Genomic DNA, 20218 nt, shown 5'->3' with positions numbered 1-20218 from the left:
AAGGATATAATTACTATGGCAACATATAAAAATGAGCTTTATCAAGAAATTCAAGCTTGGGCACAGAATGCTATTTTTAATAGCCCAACGTGGAGTATTAACCAACTCGATTATAGTGAAAAAAGCATTAGTGTCGTTGAGATGATATTAAGTGAAATGGCTGAACAAAGCTTAATGCTATCTGAAGAACAAATTATCATGGCAACACAAGAATATGGTTGTTACTTATTATTGACTGCTTACAAACTATATGGTGGTGAGTTTTTTTGGAACAGTGAATACGAACAACCCATGTTAATTATTGGCGAGCCACAAGCATGCATTGTACTGGTAACATGGCATAAAGTTAAAGGGCGTTTAATCGGCGATAAAGCGGATAATATTGCTTATTTTATTGAACAATTTGCTAAAGATGCTCTTAACCCAGAGCCAGGGAAAAATGTAATTTATAACTAAGCGATAAATACTTTAGAGATTATATGAATAAAATTGGTCATACCTTGATATTATGGCCAATTTTCCTCAAGGTAAAATAATATCGTACGATTAATGATTAAACTCTATTTTTAGTGTTTGCATTAACTGCTTTAATGCTTGACCACGGTGCGAAATTTGGCTTTTTTGCTCCTTCGTTAGCTCTGCAGCGGTTGCCTTTAATTCAGGGATATAAAATAACGGGTCATAGCCAAAACCTCCTTCACCATAGCCCTGTCGTAAAATCAATCCATGCCATTTACCGAAGCAAACAATCGGCGTAGGGTCGCTAGCATTACGCATAAAAACTAAGGCACAATAGAAATAAGCGGTACGTTTTTCTTGAGGTATATCTTGTAATGCACTAAGTAATTTTTGATTGTTTCTAAAATCATTCGCGTGTTCGCCAAAATAACGAGCAGAATAGATCCCAGGTTCGCCACCTAAAGCATCAACAACTAAACCTGAATCGTCAGCAATAGAGGGTAACCCAGTTAATTGCGCACAGTGTCGCGCTTTAATTATCGCATTTTCAATAAATGTTAAACCAGTTTCATCAGCATCAGGAACGTTGTATTCACTTTGAGGTACAACATTAAAGCCAGCATCAGCAAGTAAGTTTTGCAACTCTTTTACTTTACCTTGATTATTGGTGGCTAATACAATTTCTTTCATTCGATGTTCCTATAAGCTAGTAGTAATAAATAGCCTGATCAAAAATCAGGCTCACAAGTGAAGACTATACTTTCACCTGATTTGGGGTGGTTAATTGTTAACATTTGCGCATGCAGCAGTAATCGGTTTGCCATCGCAAAAGCTTCTGGTCCCGCATAAAATTTATCCCCTAAAATGGGATGACCAATTGCTTGCATATGAACTCGAAGTTGATGAGAACGACCCGTATAAGGCAAAAGTTCCACCTCAGTGGTATTATCGTTATTACGGGATATGACATTATAATGCGTTAACGCCTGCTTTCCATTTTGATAATCAACCATCTGCTTTGGCCTATTTGGCCAATCACAGATCAGTGGAATATCAACCTCACCATGATCCTGTTCAAGGTGCCCAAAAACTCGGGCAATATAGCGTTTTTTTGGGATTCGTTCACGAAACTGCTTTTTTATCTCACGATCAGCTAATTTGGATAATGCAACAACCATTATACCGCTTGTAGCCATATCAAGGCGATGAACAGATTCCACATAGCTGTATTTTTGCTGTAAACGATGAATAATACTATCTTGAAACTCAGGTTTGTTTCCTGATACTGACAGCAAACCCGATTGCTTATTCACGACCACGATATGGCCATCTTGATATAAGACGGTTAACCATGGATCAACTGGGGGATGATATTCCAACAACATTAGTCATTAACTTTTTATTAAAATTGTTACCATTCTAGCAAAAAAATAATTAAAAATCGCGTCGATTTGCCTCAATAACAATGAACTTTTTATTTGGATAGAATAGATTCGCAAATAGCACCAATGACCCTACAATAAAATAACAACTAAAAATGATAATCATCCACTGTGACATTTCAATAGTCAAAAATGACCAAATCTTATCAGCACAATAACCGTAAGCATTAAATATGCTAGGAAACCAGTAATTAAGTGGTAACCATTCAGGAAATTGAACGTTAATTGAGCAAGTATCGGTAAGTAAAGGCGCAAATTGTAATCTCGCTTGTTGATAAGCTAAGCTAAAGCCGATATAGGCGCTGTATAACCAAATAGATATACCGAGTACTCGAGTAATAATATTTTGTGGCGAAAAGAACGCTACTAAGCTTGCCGCTGCAATACCAAGTATTGCGACTCGTTGATAGATGCATAATGTGCAAGGCGGCAAGTCTAAAACATGTTGAAAAAATAAGGCAGTTAATTCAAATAAAATTGTTGATAAGAACAGTAAAAACCATGCAGTACGGTTTTTTGAATACTGGCTAAGTAATTTTAGCATACTGTTTTATTCCTTTATTTTCCTATATAATCTTAAGTTAATTAAAAACAAAATAAATTGCATCACGCTAGTGTAGTTGATTCTATCGCAAAGTAAATTTTTTTTATAGTGGGTTAACAAAATATATGACATCTCAAACACCCCAAAAACAGCTACAAGTTCAATTAGTTACCATATCTAGTAATAATGAAGGACAACGTATTGATAACTTTTTAATTACTCAATTAAAAGGTGTCCCTAAAAGTATGATTTATCGCATTTTGCGTAAAGGTGAAGTACGAGTCAATAAAAAAAGAGTGAAACCAGAATATAAAGTAAATCTTGGCGATGAGGTTAGGATCCCTCCAGTTAGAGTAGCGGAAAAAATCGAGCACCATTTATCTCCAAAGCTTGATAAAATAGCAATGTTAGAGCAAACAATTATTTATGAAGATGACTGTATTATCGCTATTAATAAACCATCAGGTATTGCAGTTCATGGCGGTAGTGGCTTAAGTTTTGGTGTTATTGAAGGCTTGCGAGTATTAAGACCTGAGGCCAAGTTTTTAGAACTTGTTCATCGTATCGATAGAGAAACCTCAGGGATTTTATTAATTGCGAAAAAACGTTCTACACTCAAATCATTGCACGAGCAGCTACGATTAAAACAGGTTTCTAAAGATTATTTAGCATTAGTAAAAGGTGATTGGTCATCGGCTTGTAAAGTAATACAAGCGCCATTACTAAAAAATGTCTTAAAGAGTGGTGAGCGAATAGTGCGGGTTGATCAAGATGGTAAACCTTCAGAAACCAAGTTCAAAGTTGAAGCTCGTTTTGGTTTTGCAACCCTGATTAAGGCTAGTCCTGTTACCGGGAGAACGCACCAAATCCGAGTGCATACTCAACATGCAGGTCATCCGATTGCATTTGATGATCGCTATGGTGATAAAAGCTTTGATGAAGCTCTTTTAAACACCAAGCTTAATCGATTATTTTTACATGCCGCGCACATACAATTTATTCACCCCAAAACAGAACAAATAATGCAGTTACAAGCACCATTAGATGCTGCATTACAAAGCTGCTTAGCTATTTTGCGAAAAAACTAATTTAAGTACTATATAGAAGGACAACGAATGAAAGATCTTAATTTATATTTAATTAGGCATGGTCAAACAGAGTGGAATATCAAAGATCGAATGCAAGGCTCACAAAACTCGCCATTAACTACTGATGGCGTATTGGGTGCAAAAATTACAGGGCAGTATCTAAAGGATATCCCTTTTGTTTCAGCTTATTCGAGTCCGCAGCAAAGAGCTGTTGAAACCAGGGATTATATTTTATCCCAGCGTAATGATAGTGTTCCAGTTCATACACTCGATGGGCTATGTGAAATGGATTTCGGTTTATGGGAAGGACAGCCAGTGCCAGAACTATTAAAATTACCTGAGTTCAATTTATATATGCATGAACCTGAAAAATTTCATGCAATCACTAATCAAGGTGAAAAGTATTACGATGTACTGCTACGCATGCAAAATAGCTTAGATAACATTGTTAAAAATGCACCAGATAAAGGTAATATTTTAGTGGTTTCTCACGGTACAGCGTTACGTCTTTTAATTTGTGTACTAAATAATGGTGATTGGCGTAAACATCGTGATGAAAACTACTTCCCTAGAATATTAAATACGAGCATTAGCGTTGTTAACTATCAAGGGAATGGCAGTGAAGGTCATTATTACGTTAACTATTTTAATAATGTTGACCATATCAAAAAGTAAGGGCGAAGCCATTTTAGTCTGCGTTCCATAATTAGCTATTACAATAGAAAGATAACGAAATCACTAGCAAACATTGACATTGCCTAACAATAAATGATTTGGTAAGTTAATTTTATATCGATTCTATTCAAATAAAATTAGCCTAACAGCAGTAATTGGCATAACAATTATAGCATCGATATCGATTAACCTGTTTGGCGTTTATAAGTGGCATAGCGAGCTTGTAATTGCTCTAGCTGATTAATACGGGCATCAATTCTAGATAGCATAAACGGATTATTTTGTGCTTGCTTTTTCGCACTTATTAATAGTGTTATAGCCTGAGGGAATTGTCCTTGTAGTGCTAATATTTCCGCTCTCGCTGTCATTTCTTGAGCTCGCTGTTTTTGTTGTTGATAAGCAGACATTAATAGATCCCAACCATTCATATCATTGTTATATTGATAAGTATAGCGATGCAATAAGCTGACCGCTTTTTGATAATCCTTATTTTCAATATAAGCACTTGCTAGGTTTATTTGTAATGCACTGCTATTGGGATTAGCTTTTATTGCGGACAAAAGGCGATTGATAGCCTCTTTTTTTTGATTAAGCTCCAGATCAATATCAGTCATTAAATCAATAAACCAAATATTATTTGGATCTTTATCTAACAATGGTTGTAGTTTGGTTTTGGCGTCAACATAATTTTGTCCTCGATAATCAACTAATGCACTCGCATAGGCAAGTGCAATTTTAGCGTTAGCGTCATCTATTTTTTGGTAATCTTGTAATAAATTCTGGGCAATATTTTTATTACTGCCAATCAAAATAACCAGCCTAGCTTTAGCCAAATAATAATCTAATGATGATGGCACAGTTTTTTTCGAGTATTGATTACTTCGATTACGGACATCGGATAAGCGGCTATTAGGTAATGGGTGAGTTAAGAGCATTTCAGGTGGTTTAGACATAAATCGTGTTTCATCAGCAAGTTTTTGTAAAAAATCTGCTGATGCATAAGGATCAAATCCTGCTTTAGCTAAGGTTCTAAGCCCAACCCTATCAGCCTCTTGTTCATTGCTTTGAGTAAAACTAATTTGGCTTTGTGCAGAGCCAGCTAGCGTGCCTGAAATAGCTGCCATTCCAGCTTCTGGACTTGCAAGAGCTAGTAATAATGAGCCTAATGTGGCTCCCCAAATGTAAGGGCTATTTTTACTACGAGATTCCATCGCTCTTGCCAGATGTCTTTGGGTCACATGACCAATTTCATGTGCGATAACTGAAGCGAGTTGGCTTTCGGTATCGGTGTCGATAATTAAACGTGAATGAACGACAATATTACCACCGAAATAGGCAAACGCATTAAGCACGTCACTTTGTAAAACATAGAAGTTAAAAGGAGTTTGTACTGAATCGGCATTAGCAACTAGCTTGCTACCCAACGAATTGATATATTCATTTAACATCGGATCGTTAATAATAGGCGCACTGGCGCGCAGCATGCGGGTATAATAGTCCCCCATTTCAACCTCTTGACCAATACTCAATGTCGTTACCGCCGCTGTACCTATATCGGGTAGAGTTGTATTATTATTGGCTATTACTGGTACAAATATCTGCGGGATCAGCATTAGCGCAGATAAAAAAACAACGGTAAATTTTTTCATAGTTGCAATATTCCAGAAACAAATTGTAACTGATTTTATACTAAAATTGCCTAAATAGCGAAGCGATCTATGTTGCTGGCCGTGTTATTATTCCATTGGCTGATCCAATGCTTGATATTCCAAAATATCACCTGGTTGGCAATTAAGGTATTGGCAAATAGCTTCAAGCGTTGCAAGCCTAAATCCTTTTACTTTCCCCTGTTTTAGTAATGATAGATTTTGCGCTGTAATGCCAATGCTTGCCGCCAAATCTTTTGATTTTACTTTCCTTTTAGCAAGCATGACATCTAAATTAATAATAATCGGCATATTTGTCTTCCTTATACAAACTGTTTATTTTCTTCTGCCAGTTCGGTTGCTTTTTTAAGAATTTGACCAATGAGCATAATACTAATTGCTGGGAACAAGGTAAGAATATCTTCACTGGTTAACGAAACAGAAATATAACGTCCCTCAGTTAGGTTATAGCTTAAAATTATTGATTGTAATGGCTCAAATAACATACCTAAAACGACCCACAATGTCAGTGATAATCCAAAATAATAACAATGTTTAGCAGCTTGTAACGAAAAATAATCAGCGTTGCTATAACAGATAAAAAGTTGTCGCAGCTGATAAAATGCATATGCTAAACCTATAATAGGTAGTGTATCAAGGATCGTTGCTAAAGTTGCTTGCCATATCTTTAGTGTCGTTGGGGCAACATTTACAACTGTTTCGATAAAGAGCGAATAACCATCTGACTCAAGGCCAATATTTGTTGTATTAAAAAAATAGAATAATAGTGGCGAAAGGCAAGCGACTATAACGCAAATTAGTGGTATTAAGGTTAATGACGCCATAAAGTAACTATAGCGATTAAGACGTGTACGGGTGTTCATATTAATTCCCTTATTGTTGATAAAATGGAAAATAAGCAGTGACGATAGATTATACTTATTTTAACTTCAGTCAATAAAAAATTAAAATAAAACGATAATAAATTAAATTTTAATAATAAAAAACAAGCTATTTTAAATAAATAGCTTGGATCAGGTTTAATACAAGAACTAAATTTGAACGAATTTATAACAAATTGACACTTTACAACAAAAAAATAACGAAAATTCTATTTCACTTCTTTCCCTTGTGCCTGCAAATCAGCATGATACGACGAACGAACAAATGGGCCACAAGCAGCATGGGTAAAGCCCATATCTAAGGCGATCTGTTTTAGCTCATTAAACTCATCGGGGGATACATAGCGTTCAACGGGTAAGTGGAATTTACTCGGCTGCAAATATTGCCCTAATGTTAACATGGTGACGCCACTACTCCTTAGATCGTTTAATACTGCAATTAGCTCTTTGTTCGTTTCACCAAGGCCAACCATTAAGCCTGATTTAGTGGGAATAGTCGGATGTATCGATTTAAATTTCGCTAATAGTTCAAGTGATCCTTCGTAGTTTGCCCCAGGACGAATTTTTTTATATAAGCGAGGAATATTTTCTAAATTATGGTTAAAAACATCTGGTGGGTTATCTTTAAGAACTTCGACAGCATCATCAATACAGCCTCTAAAATCGGGTGTTAATATCTCTATTTTTATATTCGGATTTAATGCTCTAATTTCACGAGTGCAATTGGCAAAATGAGTTGCACCACCCTCTTTTAAATCATCACGATCAACTGATGTGATAACCACATAACGTAATCGCATCTCTTGAATTGTTTTAGCTAGTTTTATCGGCTCTTGTTGATCGGGGGGTAACGGACGACCATGGGCAACGTCACAAAATGGGCAGCGACGGGTACAAATATCGCCTAAAACCATAAAGGTGGCGGTGCCATGATTAAAACATTCGGCTAGATTAGGGCAAGAGGCTTCTTCACACACTGAGTGTAAACCATGTTTGCGCATCGTATTTTTAATATGAGCAATATTTTCAGTTTGTGTAGATAGTTTTATTCTCATCCAATCAGGTTTTTTTAATATTTGATTTTCATCAACCGTAACCGAAGGAATTAGCTTGGTTTTATGCGCATCACGATATTTTGAGCTTCTAATATTATGAGGCTCGGTATTAATATTGGTCATATTCAGTATATTCTCTTATTAGGACCCTAATGTAAGTTGTGAGATAAATGATTGTGCCATGGCCGTGGCAATTTCAACTTGATTAATATCAGCGATATAATCAATTACCTGAGTCATTTTTAATCCTGGATAACCGCAAGGATTAATCATATTAAATGGCGTCAAATCCATATCGACATTGAGTGCTAAACCGTGCAAGGTACAACCACGACTAATGTGTAAACCTAATGAACAGATTTTTTTACCATCGATATATACACCCGGTGCATTGTCTTTTGTTGTGGCTATAATATTGTAATTAGCTAATGTTACAATAACGCTTTTTTCTAAATAACGAACGACATTTCTAATGCCAATATTTAGGCGTTTTAAATCTAATAAAATATACATAATTTGCTGACCAGGTGCATGATAGGTAATTTGCCCTCCACGGTCCGTTTGAATAATTGGGATGTCAGTGGCATGCAATAAATGCTGCGTTTTACTTACTTTCCCTTGAGTAAAGACCGAATAATGCTCGACTAACCATATTTCATCAGGTGTTTGGTGATCGCGAGTTTGGCTAAATTGATGCATTAATTCATAAGTGTGCAAGTAAGGTTGCACACCTAAATTTCTGACAATAGGGTGGTCCATATTATAAGCCTATTCATCCTATATAATTGAGCTATATCATCCATAATAACCACCTATGTCATTAAGTATAGAAAGTGTTATTTACTGGCAGGCGATATTTGCGGCATAAAAGTAATAAAATTATTTTATTTATTTTGATGCTGATTTAGCCGAATATAACAAATATAAATATATATTGACAATATGTTGTCAAGAGAAGCATTTACTGATTGAATTTAAATTTATATTTGAAATTTTAAAAATTCAAATATATCATGATGATAAAAATACCTAATTCACATATATTGGAATAGTTGATTAATTTGATAGGAATTAACATTCTTTTCATTGGGGTGCTGATCTTTACCTTTACTAAGGTAAGTGGCAGACTTGTAATAATAATTTATGTTTATAAGCACACGTAATGCAAAATGCGCAGAAATGCGCTGCATTTTTTATAACAAAAAAGAGGTTTAAATATGTCGGACATGCAAATGAATGATATCGATCCTGTCGAAACACAAGATTGGCTTAAGAGTATTGAGTCAGTAATTCGAGAGGAAGGCACTGAAAGAGCTCAATACATTATTGAACAAATTGTTAAACAAGCTCGTCAAGGAGGTGTCCCGTTATTATTTGGTTCTTCAACCAGTAATTATGTTAATACCATTCCTGTGGAAGAAGAGCCTGCTTATCCAGGTGATTGGGAACTAGAAAGGCGCATTCGTTCTATCGTTCGTTGGAATGCCATGATGATGGTTTTACGTGCATCTAAAAAAGATCTTGATTTAGGCGGCCATATGGCATCATTCCAATCAGCAGCTACATTTTATGAAGTCTGCTTTAACCATTTCTTTCGCGCTCGTAATGATAAAGATGGTGGCGATTTAGTCTATTTCCAAGGTCATATTGCGCCAGGAATTTACTCTCGTGCATTTCTTGAAGGCCGTTTGACTGAAGAGCAACTTGATAATTTCCGTCAAGAAGTGCATGGTAAGGGCTTACCGTCTTACCCTCATCCTAAATTAATGCCTGAATTTTGGCAATTCCCGACAGTATCTATGGGGCTGGGTCCAATTAGTGCAATTTACCAAGCACGTTTCTTAAAATATTTAAACCATCGTGGACTTAAAGATACTACTGAGCAGCGCGTTTACGCATTCTTAGGTGATGGTGAGATGGATGAGCCAGAATCTAAAGGTGCAATTACTGTTGCAACGCGTGAAAAGCTCGATAATTTAACTTTTGTAATTAACTGTAATTTACAACGCCTTGATGGTCCAGTTACTGGTAATGGTAAAATTATCAATGAACTTGAAGGAATTTTCGGCGGAGCGGGATGGAGTGTTATCAAAGTTATTTGGGGCGATCGCTGGGATAAATTGCTACAAAAAGATAAATCAGGCAAGCTTATTCGTTTAATGAACGAAACACTTGATGGTGATTATCAAACATTTAAATCACGCGATGGCGCTTATGTTCGTGAGCATTTCTTTGGTAAATATCCTGAAACTGCAGCGCTTGTTAAAGATATGTCTGACGATGAGATTTTCCGTTTAAATCGTGGCGGTCAAGATGCAGCGAAAATGTTTGCAGCTTTCCAAAAAGCGAAAGAAACAAAAGGTCGTCCAACTGTTATTTTAGCGCATACTATTAAAGGTTATGGTATGGGTGATGCGGCAGAAGGTAAAAACATTGCCCATCAGGTTAAAAAAATGAATATGGATGGTGTTCGTCATGTTCGCGATTTCTTTAACATCCCAGTTACCGATGATGCAATTGAAAAATTACCGTATATTAAATTTGAAGAACACACGCCAGAATACAAATATATTCATGAACGTCGCAAAGCGCTAAAAGGATACTTGCCTTCACGCTTACCTAATTTCACTGATAAAGTATCTATTCCTGCGTTGAGCGAATTTAGTTCACTACTTGAAGCACAAAATAAAGAGATCTCAACGACGATTGCTTTTGTTCGCGTGCTTAATATCATGCTCAAAGATAAAGAGCTAGCTCCTCGCTTAGTGCCAATTCTTGCTGATGAAGCGCGTACTTTTGGTATGGAAGGGCTATTTAGACAAATTGGTATTTATAGTCCAAACGGTCAAAAATATACTCCACAAGATAAAGAACAAGTGGCTTATTATCGTGAAGACGAAAAAGGTCAGATTCTTCAAGAAGGGATTAACGAAATGGGCGCAGGAGCTTCATGGCTTGCAGCTGCTACATCTTATAGTACCAATGATTGCCCAATGATCCCTTTTTACATTTATTACTCAATGTTTGGTTTCCAACGTATTGGTGATTTACTATGGGCTGCGGGTGATCAACAAGCACGTGGATTCTTAATTGGTGGAACATCAGGCCGTACAACGCTAAATGGTGAGGGTTTACAGCATGAAGATGGTCATAGCCATATTCAATCGCTAACGATTCCTAACTGTATCTCTTATGATCCATCTTATGCTTATGAAGTGGCTGTCATTATGCAAGATGGTTTACGTCGTATGTATGGCGAACAAGAAAATGTTTACTATTACATTACAACGCTAAATGAGAACTACGAACAACCTGCTATGCCTAAAGGTGCAGAAGACGGTATTCGTCGTGGTATTTATAAACTTGATTCTATTAAAGCAAAAAAAGGCCAATCAACCGTTCAGTTACTAGGATCTGGTTCAATTTTACGCCATGTGCGTGAAGCTGCTGGTATTCTTGCTAAAGATTTTGGTATTGGCAGTGATGTATATAGTGTTACTTCATTTACAGAAGTTGCTCGTGAAGGTCAAGATTGCGATCGTTGGAACATGCTACATCCAACTAAAAAACCACGCGTGCCTTACATCGCACAGGTAATGAATAGTGCGCCGGCAATAGTATCAACTGATTATATGAAACTATTTGCAGAGCAAGTGCGTGCTTATGTGCCAGCTGAGTCTTATAAAGTACTCGGTACTGATGGTTTTGGCCGTAGTGATAGCCGAGCGAATTTGCGTGATCACTTTGAAGTGAATGCGCACTACGTCGTGATTGCTGCATTGGGTGAACTTGCAAAACGAGGTGATATCGATAAATCAGTTGTTGAAAAAGCAATTAAAAAGTTCGGTATTGATGCAGAAAAAGCTAATCCACGTATTGCATAAGAGGTGATAATAATGAGTATTGAAATTAAATTACCTGATATCGGTGGTGATGAAGTTGAAGTAACCGAGATTCTGGTTAATGTTGGTGACAAAGTCGATGCAGACCAGTCAATTATGACTGTTGAAGGCGATAAAGCCTCGATGGAAATTCCTGCTCCACAAGCTGGGATTGTTAAATCAATTAGCGTTAAAGTGGGCGATAAAGTTACTACGGGCATTGATATTATGGTTTTTGATGGTGCTGATGCGAGCGCTAATAATCCAGCTCCAACTAAAGCAGATGCCGCGGCTGCGGCACCTGTTGCGAATGTTGGCGCAGGCCAAGTGGCTGATGTTAATGTGCCTGATATTGGGGGTGATGAAGTTGAAGTCACTGAAATCTTAGTTAAAGTGGGTGATAAAGTTGCGATTGATGACTCACTCATTACGGTTGAAGGCGATAAAGCTTCAATGGAAGTGCCTGCTTCAATTGCAGGAACCGTAAAGGCGATATTAATTAAGGTTGGCGATAAAGTAAAAACTGGTTCCAACATTATGCAATTTGAAACTGCAGCAACGGCGGCAGTCGCGAGTGTTGTTCCTGCTCCTGCGCCTGAAAAGGCTACTGCACCTGTGGCAGCAGCTCAGGTTAGCAAACCTGCAACGCCAGCTGCAAGCGGCGATTTTGTTGATAACGAAGCTTATGCGCATGCCACACCAGCTATCCGCCGCTTAGCGCGCGAGTTTGGTGTTAATCTTGCTAAAGTTTCTGCAACCGGCCCTAAAAAACGTATTTTGCGTGAAGATATTCAATCTTATGTTAAAAATGCAATTAAACAGGTTGAAAGCGGCAATGCTGGCGGCTCATTACCAGGCTTGTTACCTTGGCCAAAAGTTGACTTTAGTAAATTTGGTGAAATAGAAGAGCTACCATTAACAAAAATTCAAAAAGTATCAGGCGCTAACTTACATCGTAACTGGGTAATGATTCCTCATGTTACTGAGTTTGATGATGCAGATATTTCAGATCTTGAAGCGTTCCGTAAACAACAAAATGTTGAAGCGGAGAAACGTAAAAAAGATCTAAAAATAACCCCATTAGTCTTCATTATGAAAGCGGTAGCTAATGCATTAGAAGCCTACCCACGTTTTAATAGTTCATTATCGGAAGATGCTCAAACCTTAATTGTTAAAAAATACATTAACATTGGTGTAGCTGTTGATACCCCAAATGGTTTAGTCGTTCCAGTATTTAAAGATGTTAACAAGAAAGGTATTGTTGAATTATCTAATGAACTGGCGGCAATCTCGAAAAAAGCCCGTGATGGTAAATTAACCGGTAGCGATATGCAAGGCGGTTGCTTTACTATATCAAGCCTTGGTGGTATTGGAACAACAGCATTTACACCGATTGTTAATGCGCCAGAGGTTGGTATTCTAGGTGTTTCACGCTCAAGTATGAAGCCAGTTTGGAATGGTAAAGAGTTTACACCGCGCTTAATGTTACCTTTATCATTATCATTTGATCACCGGGTGATTGACGGTGCTGATGGTGCAAGATTCTTAAGCCACATTGTTAACGTATTATCCGACTTACGTCGTTTAGTGATGTAATAAGGGGATAGTGATGACTAAACAAGTAAAAACACAAGTTTTAGTATTAGGTGCAGGGCCTGCTGGTTATTCGGCAGCCTTTAGAGCCGCTGATTTAGGTCTTGATGTTACCCTCGTTGAGCGTTATGCCACACTTGGTGGCGTATGCTTAAATGTCGGATGTATTCCATCTAAAGCTTTACTACACGTTGCAAAAGTAATTGATGAAGCTAAATCATTAACAGCACATGGTATTGAGTTTGGCACCCCTAAACTTGATTTAGATAAAGTGCGTGGTTGGAAAGAAAAAGTCATTACCCAATTAACTGGCGGGCTTGCCGGTATGGCGAAAATGCGCAAAGTGAATGTTGTTCAAGGTGAAGCGAAATTTACGGGTAGTCATAGCCTTGAGGTAAAAACCGCTGAAGGTATTAGCACCGTGAATTTTGATAATGCGATTATTGCAGCGGGTTCAAGACCAATTCAATTACCTTTTATTCCACATGAAGATCCACGCATTTGGGATTCAACAGATGCGTTAGCATTAACCACCATACCTAAGCGCTTATTATTAATGGGCGGTGGTATTATTGGTTTGGAAATGGGGACGGTGTACCATACGTTAGGCTCAGAAGTACATGTTGTTGAAATGTTAGATCAGGTTATCCCTGCTGCTGACAAAGACATCGTAAAAGTCTTTACTAAGCAAATTGAGAAAAAATTCACTTTAATGTTAGAGACTAAAGTCACTAAAGTTGAGGCGAAAAAAGATGCTATTTATGTCTCAATGGAGAAAAAAGACGGTAGTATTGAAACTCATGCTTATGATGCCGTATTAGTTGCGATTGGTCGTACACCAAACGGTAAACTTCTCGATGCAGAAAAAGCCGGTGTTGCCGTTACTGAGCGTGGATTTATCGAAGTTGATAAACAGATGCATACTAATGTGCCTCATATTTATGCTATTGGTGATATTGTCGGTCAGCCTATGCTTGCCCATAAAGGTGTGCATGAAGGTCATGTTGCCGCAGAGGTGATTGCAGGTAAAAACCATTACTTTGATCCAAAAACTATCCCGTCGATTGCTTATACTGAGCCAGAAGTTGCGTGGGTGGGGTTAACTGAGAAAGAAGCTAAAGCTAAAGGCATTAATTACGAAGTAGCGATGTTCCCATGGGCTGCATCTGGGCGTGCAATTGCTTCAGATTGCTCTGAAGGTATGACTAAATTAATTTTTGATAAAGTAACGAACCGTTTACTTGGTGGTGCTGTTGTTGGTGTTAACGGCGGTGAGCTATTAGGTGAAATCGGCTTAGCCGTTGAGATGGGCTGTGATGCTGAAGATATAGCATTAACTATTCATGCGCATCCAACACTTTATGAATCCATTGGTTTAGCGGCTGAAGTATTTGAAGGTTCTATTACTGACTTGCCTAATGCTAAAGCCAAAAAGAAGTAATTAATTAGTTTTATTTATGATAGGAAACTAATTTTATATCAAGCGACCCCACCGAGTTGATTAACCGCGAAGTGGGGTATTTTATATCATAAATATGATTACGAATTAAAAATTAGCACTAATAAATACTTAATCGATCAAACTATCCTCAATTATTCGCTAAATATTCAATTGATTATAATGACTTTAATCGTCTTATTAACTTGTTGTTATTTATGGTAATGATATTTCTCCTTATATCTAATTATCTTTATGCCCAAGTTAAACCTGCCCAGATTAGCTTAATCACTATCATAACGCAGGCATTAAAGCCGATAATAAGGAAATTTATGTATATTAAAAGAGCCTAAAATAAAGAATGTTAGAGAATCCAAAAAAAATATTGAATTTTTATTACCTAGGATAGATTCTTAATATTTTCTTAATATTTATTTGATTAAATAACAATTGTAAACAAAGCGATTTATATTCAATCAAAAAAGGAGATGTATATGAAAAAGTTAATTCCGTTAGTGCTAATTGCGACATTAGGTATTTCTGGCGTAGCGCTAGCCAAACATGCTCAACAAGGTGGTTTTCACCCTCAAAATATGGCTCAACAGCATCAAGGCGGATTTAATGGTGGCTTAGTTTCTGCAACAACAGTTGCACAAGCCAAGCAATTACCTAATGATTCATGGGTTATATTAAAAGGTCACATTACTAAGCAAATCGGCAAAAAAGAGTACTTGTTTAAAGATGATACTGGTGAAGTAAATATTGAAATAGATCATAGACGTTGGATGGGGCAAACAATCTCTCCAGACGATTTAGTTGAAATAGCCGGAGAGGTCGATAAAGACTGGAATTCATTTGAAATTGATGTCAAAAGTATCAAAATAATTAATCCAGTAAAGTAATCTCATATAAGTAATAATTTAAACCGCTTAATTGCGGTTTTTATTTAAGTTTTTACCAATAAAAGAATGAGTATTAATTTAACTTTTAACGTTTAAATGTAGTTATCATAAACTGCAATTTTTCTGTCACTGAGTATATGAAACGGTTATGCTTAATGAAAGTAAAAAGACATGGATACTAAAAATAGTGTATTATAAGTGAAATTTTAAATCTAAATCAAAGCCTTAAAATTAATAAGGTTATTCACTTTTATGCTAGAAATTGAAAATATGTTTATTAATGCAAATAATGTTCTTAATACTTTAAATCCCCATAATAAAATTAATTATGATGCTATTTTACAAAAAATGATTGAATCATGGCAATTACAGGCTAAAAAGCCTCGATTACTGATTCATAGTTGCTGTGCCCCGTGTAGTACTTATGTACTTGAATATTTAGCTCAATATGCTGAAATTACGATTTACTTCGCTAATTCAAATATTCATCCAAGAATTGAGTATGAGCGCCGCAGCCAAGTTCAACAAAAATTTATTGCCGATTTTAATCAAAAGACAGGTCATCAGGTACAATTTTTAGAGGCCGCTTATCAACCCGCCGAGTTTCTTAAACAAGTAGGACATTTACGAGATGAGCCAGAAGGTGGTGCTCGTTGTCACCTCTGTTATAAGATGCGTCTTGATCTTGCTGCGATTGAAGCGCAAAAGTCGGGCTTTGATTATTTTGCTAGCGCTTTAACATTAAGTCCGAAAAAAAATAGTCAAAAAATTAATGAGCTTGGTTTTGAAATTCAAGAAATTTTTGCCGTAAACTATTTACCATCAGATTTTAAAAAAAATAATGGCTATAAAAGGTCGGTAGAAATTTGCAAGGAATATGATGTCTATCGGCAGTGTTATTGTGGTTGCATTTTTGCAGCTAAAGATCAGGGTATTGATTTTAAAATTGTTATAGAAAACGCTAAAAAGTCGCTAGAGTCTTCATAATCTAATTTGCATTATGTCTGTGTGACTCATTATCTATGCTCAGCGCTCTTGTTGGTTCTGAGCTCACGCTACATTTACCACCATTTCTGCTTGAAATAGCTAGTTTATCGTGCAAAAGTTAGCTGAACTATGCTTTATTTTCTTTTATGCACAACAAAGTCTATTTTTAGCGTCAATTGTTAAATAAAAATTCAATAAAAATGAATAAAAATTCATTTTTATATTGAGTTATGCTTGCAAATCTATTATTCTATCATTCAATTTATATTAATAAATGATAGGAATCGTTATGTTAAAGGCGCTAATTGTTGGAGCAAGTGGTTATGCAGGTGCGCAACTTGCTTATTACCTAAATCGACATCCACATATTGAAATAGCGGCTCTAACAGTATCAGAAAAAAGTACTGATGCGGGTAAATTGATTTCGGATTTTGATTTACACCCACAACTAAAAGGCTTGGTTGATTTACCTCTGCTTGCAACTAGCGATTATTCTGCAATTATCAATAATATTGATATCGTTTTTTTAGCGACCGAACATGCAGTTAGCCATGATATAGCGCCTTATTTTTTAGAGTGTGGTTGTACGGTGTTTGATTTGTCGGGTGCATTTCGCGTTAACTCTGCCGATTTTTATACTGAGTTTTATGGTTTTACCCATCAACATCAAACATGGCTTGATCAAGCTGTTTACGGGCTTGCTGAATGGAATGAACAAAACATCAAACAGGCGCGATTAATTGCCGTTCCTGGTTGTTATCCAACCGCATCACAATTACCGTTAAAGCCACTTTTAGCCGAAGGCTTACTCGATACTTCTCAATGGCCTGTAATTAATGCGGTAAGTGGAGTAAGTGGTGCAGGGCGTAAAGCCTCATTGAAAAACCATTTTTGTGAAGTTAGTCTACATGCTTACAGTTTATTTACTCACCGGCATCAACCTGAAATTGCAAGTCATTTAGGTCAAGAGGTGATTTTTACCCCACATTTGGGCAGCTTTAAACGAGGAATTCATGCAACGATCACTTGTCGGGTTAATGATGGTGTGACATCTGATGATATTCTAGCTGCATTAAATAAATATTATGCACACAAACCGTTAATTAGAGTTTATCAGAAAGATTGGCCAGCATTAAAATCGGTAGTTGGTTTGCCCTATTGTGATATTGGTTTTGTGCTAAAGGGTAACCAGCTAATTTTAATCTCAGTTGAAGATAATTTATTAAAAGGCGCCGCTGCGCAAGCCGTGCAATGTTTGAATATTCGCTTTGGTTTTGATGAAACCATGTCGTTACTTTAAGGTTAGGGGATAATATGAGTCCATTAGTCATTAAGTTAGGCGGTGTGCTGCTCGATACGAAAGACGCACTTGATAAATTATTTACTATTATTAAACATTACCAAAAAGAGTACTCGCGCGCTTTAGTCATTGTGCATGGTGGCGGTTGTGTGGTTGATGAGCTAATGGCTAAGCTTGCTCTGCCTGTAGTTCGACGAAATGGTTTGCGTGTAACACCGAGCGATCAAATCGACATTATTGTTGGTGCGCTTTCAGGTAGTGCTAATAAGACGTTGCTTGCCGAAGCAAAAAAGCACCAATTATTAGCTATTGGCTTATCATTAGGTGATGGTAATAGTTCGGTAGTTAAACAAATTTCTACTGATTTGGGCTGTGTGGGGGACGTGTTTCCTGGGGATAATAAATTACTTAATATGTTATTGGCTCACCATTATTTACCCATTATTAGCTCAATTGGTATTACCGAGGAAGGGCATTTAATGAATGTTAATGCCGATCATGCTGCGGTGGCAATTGCCAAAACAATCAATGCCGATTTAGTATTACTATCCGATGTTGTCGGTGTCTTAGACCAAAATAAACAGCGCATAGCATCACTAACTCAACTACAAGCGGATAAATTAATTGAACAAGGTATTATTACTGATGGCATGATTGTTAAAGTAAAATCAGCATTTGAAGCGGCAAGAATATTAGGGCGTTCAATTGATATTGCTAGCTGGAAAGATAGTGAGCAGCTAATTGAGCTGTTTAATGGTACGCCAATTGGCACCCGTATCATTACCTAACTCGTATAGTAAATATAGCTATGTCAATAGTCTATTGATTAGCTAGTGTTAATTCGGTGAGTACTTTTATTTAGAGTGTATAAATTCATAAAGGGTATAACATGAAAAAAAGTGGAATTAAAAAGGTCGTTTTAGCTTACTCGGGCGGTTTAGATACATCAGCAATCATTCCTTGGCTTAAAGAAAATTATGCAGGCTGTGAGGTCTATGCTTTTGTTGCTAATGTAGGTCAAGATCCACAAGAGCTTGTTGATGTAGAGAAGAAAGCAAAAGCTTCTGGTGCGGTGGCTTGTCGTGTTGTTGATTTACGAGAAGAATTCATTAAGGATTATGTTTATCCTGTGCTTAAGACAGGTGCTCTCTATGAAGGAACCTACTATTTAGGCACATCAATGGCTCGTCCAATTATCGCCAAAGCTCAAGTGGAATATGCGTTAGAAGTTGGTGCCGACTCTCTTTGTCATGGCGCGACAGGTAAAGGAAATGATCAGGTTCGTTTTGAAACAACCTATACCGCACTCGCACCACAACTGAAAGTTGTTGCGCCTTGGCGTGAATGGGAACTGCGTTCACGTGAAGCATTAATCGATTACCTTAAAAAGCGTAAAATTCCTACTACGGCAACTATTGAAAAAATTTATAGCCGTGATGAAAATGCATGGCATATTTCAACCGAAGGTGGAGTACTCGAGAGTACTTGGAATCAATCCAATGCTGATTGCTGGGCTTGGACTGTTTCACCTGAAGATGCGCCAAACAAAGCAGAAATAGTTACAATTGGTATCGAAAAAGGTGAGGTTGTTGCAGTTAATGGTAAAAAATTATCTCCTTATAACTGTGTTGCAACGCTAAATAAAATTGGCGCTAAGCATGGGATTGGTCGCGTTGATATTATTGAAAACCGTCTAGTCGGTATAAAATCACGTGGATGTTATGAAACGCCAGGTGGTACGATTATGATGACTGCCTTACGCGGGCTTGAGCAATTGGTACTTGATCGTGATAGTTTTAAATGGCGTGAACAATTAGGCTTAGAAATGGCTTATGTGGTTTATGATGGTCGTTGGTTTGCACCTTATCGTCGTTCACTACAAGCATCAGCAGATGTTTTAGCCGAAGAGATGAATGGTGAAGTTGTCGTGAAACTTTATAAAGGTAATGTGACAGCCGTCCAGAAAAAATCGCCAAATAGTTTATACAATGAAGAGTTTGCGACTTTCGGTGAAGATGAGGTATATGATCATAGCCACGCTGGCGGATTTATTCGCTTGTTTTCATTGTCATCACGTATCCGAGCGTTAAATAGTGATGCGAACAACAAAACAGTTAACGCTAAAAAGTTACCAGCGAAACAAGCCAGCTCTAAAGTTATCTCTACACCAAAAACAAAGGCTAAAATATCAACAAAAATAGCAAAGAAAAAGTAGCATTAATTAATTGCTTTTAATATGTATAAATAATAAGGCGATGTCATAATCGCCTTTAGCTTTTTGCTATGCGGCATAAATTGGTCAGAAG

The 20218-nt window shown here is 37.0% G+C and carries 18 protein-coding genes and 1 pseudogene; 11 read left to right on the top strand and 8 right to left on the bottom strand.

All coding sequences use genetic code 11. The annotated features are described in order from the left end of the window. Window positions 1–15: 15 nt before the first annotated feature. On the top strand, window positions 16–456 hold the full coding sequence (locus tag RHO12_04960; protein ID WVD67130.1) for a hypothetical protein: 441 nt from the start codon (window positions 16–18) through the stop codon (window positions 454–456). A 90-nt stretch (window positions 457–546) separates the two neighbouring features. On the opposite strand, the gene RHO12_04955 is transcribed toward RHO12_04960, so the two are convergent. From RHO12_04955 to dsbB, 3 genes are read right to left on the bottom strand one after another with little or no spacing between them, the layout of a single operon-like run. Next, window positions 547–1149, bottom strand: coding sequence for an XTP/dITP diphosphatase (locus RHO12_04955; protein WVD67129.1), 603 nt, complete (start codon window positions 1147–1149; stop codon window positions 547–549). Between the two features lie 38 nt (window positions 1150–1187). Further along, entirely contained in the window at window positions 1188–1844 is a 657-nt protein-coding gene (gene rluA / locus RHO12_04950; GenBank protein WVD67128.1) for a bifunctional tRNA pseudouridine(32) synthase/23S rRNA pseudouridine(746) synthase RluA, read from the bottom strand. Window positions 1845–1893: 49 nt separating this feature from the next. Then, window positions 1894–2445, bottom strand: coding sequence for a disulfide bond formation protein DsbB (gene dsbB, locus RHO12_04945; protein WVD67127.1), 552 nt, complete (start codon window positions 2443–2445; stop codon window positions 1894–1896). Window positions 2446–2570: 125 nt separating this feature from the next. Here dsbB and rluC point away from each other — a divergent pair, with 125 nt between their 5' ends. Together rluC and RHO12_04935 are read left to right on the top strand one after the other, a co-directional pair. Next, window positions 2571–3533, top strand: coding sequence for a 23S rRNA pseudouridine(955/2504/2580) synthase RluC (rluC, locus tag RHO12_04940; GenBank protein ID WVD67126.1), 963 nt, complete (start codon window positions 2571–2573; stop codon window positions 3531–3533). Window positions 3534–3560: 27 nt separating this feature from the next. Then, entirely contained in the window at window positions 3561–4208 is a 648-nt protein-coding gene (locus RHO12_04935) for a histidine phosphatase family protein (GenBank protein ID WVD67125.1), read from the top strand. A 185-nt stretch (window positions 4209–4393) separates the two neighbouring features. On the opposite strand, the gene RHO12_04930 is transcribed toward RHO12_04935, so the two are convergent. From RHO12_04930 to lipB, 5 genes are all read right to left on the bottom strand, one after another. Further along, window positions 4394–5857, bottom strand: coding sequence for a M48 family metalloprotease (locus tag RHO12_04930; GenBank protein ID WVD67124.1), 1464 nt, complete (start codon window positions 5855–5857; stop codon window positions 4394–4396). Window positions 5858–5944: 87 nt separating this feature from the next. Further along, complete coding sequence (locus RHO12_04925; GenBank protein WVD67123.1) at window positions 5945–6166, bottom strand: helix-turn-helix transcriptional regulator; 222 nt, start codon at window positions 6164–6166, stop codon at window positions 5945–5947. Between the two features lie 11 nt (window positions 6167–6177). Continuing rightward, the gene (locus tag RHO12_04920; protein ID WVD67122.1) at window positions 6178–6738 is read right to left on the bottom strand and encodes a DUF2975 domain-containing protein; all 561 of its coding nucleotides are present in this window, start codon (window positions 6736–6738) and stop codon (window positions 6178–6180) included. Between the two features lie 227 nt (window positions 6739–6965). Further along, window positions 6966–7934, bottom strand: coding sequence for a lipoyl synthase (gene lipA, locus RHO12_04915; protein WVD67121.1), 969 nt, complete (start codon window positions 7932–7934; stop codon window positions 6966–6968). Window positions 7935–7952: 18 nt separating this feature from the next. Next, the gene (lipB, locus tag RHO12_04910) at window positions 7953–8570 is read right to left on the bottom strand and encodes a lipoyl(octanoyl) transferase LipB (GenBank protein ID WVD67120.1); all 618 of its coding nucleotides are present in this window, start codon (window positions 8568–8570) and stop codon (window positions 7953–7955) included. A 458-nt stretch (window positions 8571–9028) separates the two neighbouring features. Between lipB and aceE the strand changes: the two genes are divergently transcribed. From aceE to RHO12_04870, 8 genes and pseudogenes are all read left to right on the top strand, one after another. After that, window positions 9029–11695 carry a pyruvate dehydrogenase (acetyl-transferring), homodimeric type gene (gene aceE / locus RHO12_04905; protein WVD67119.1) on the top strand — a complete coding sequence of 889 codons (2667 nt, stop codon included), beginning with the start codon at window positions 9029–9031 and terminating at the stop codon, window positions 11693–11695. A gap of 21 nt (window positions 11696–11716) precedes the next feature. Next, window positions 11717–13288, top strand: a pseudogene (gene aceF, locus RHO12_04900) (pyruvate dehydrogenase complex dihydrolipoyllysine-residue acetyltransferase). A 13-nt stretch (window positions 13289–13301) separates the two neighbouring features. Further along, window positions 13302–14726 carry a dihydrolipoyl dehydrogenase gene (gene lpdA, locus RHO12_04895; GenBank protein WVD67118.1) on the top strand — a complete coding sequence of 475 codons (1425 nt, stop codon included), beginning with the start codon at window positions 13302–13304 and terminating at the stop codon, window positions 14724–14726. 491 nt (window positions 14727–15217) lie between these two features. Beyond that, window positions 15218–15625 (top strand): YgiW/YdeI family stress tolerance OB fold protein, encoded by a 408-nt coding sequence (locus RHO12_04890; protein WVD67117.1) that lies wholly within the window; start codon window positions 15218–15220, stop codon window positions 15623–15625. Window positions 15626–15877: 252 nt separating this feature from the next. Next, a complete protein-coding gene (locus RHO12_04885) occupies window positions 15878–16612 on the top strand; it encodes an epoxyqueuosine reductase QueH (GenBank protein ID WVD67116.1) in 735 nt (244 codons plus the stop codon). A 289-nt stretch (window positions 16613–16901) separates the two neighbouring features. Next, window positions 16902–17912, top strand: coding sequence for an N-acetyl-gamma-glutamyl-phosphate reductase (gene argC / locus RHO12_04880; GenBank protein ID WVD67115.1), 1011 nt, complete (start codon window positions 16902–16904; stop codon window positions 17910–17912). 14 nt (window positions 17913–17926) lie between these two features. Further along, entirely contained in the window at window positions 17927–18700 is a 774-nt protein-coding gene (gene argB, locus RHO12_04875) for an acetylglutamate kinase (protein ID WVD67114.1), read from the top strand. Window positions 18701–18801: 101 nt separating this feature from the next. Further along, a complete protein-coding gene (locus RHO12_04870) occupies window positions 18802–20127 on the top strand; it encodes an argininosuccinate synthase (GenBank protein WVD67113.1) in 1326 nt (441 codons plus the stop codon). Window positions 20128–20218 lie beyond the last annotated feature (91 nt).

The organism is Orbaceae bacterium lpD02 (assembly GCA_036251875.1).
Taxonomy (GTDB): domain Bacteria; phylum Pseudomonadota; class Gammaproteobacteria; order Enterobacterales; family Orbaceae; genus Orbus; species Orbus sturtevantii.
Note: the sequence above shows the minus strand (reverse complement) of the source record. Positions and strands in the feature narration are given on the sequence as shown.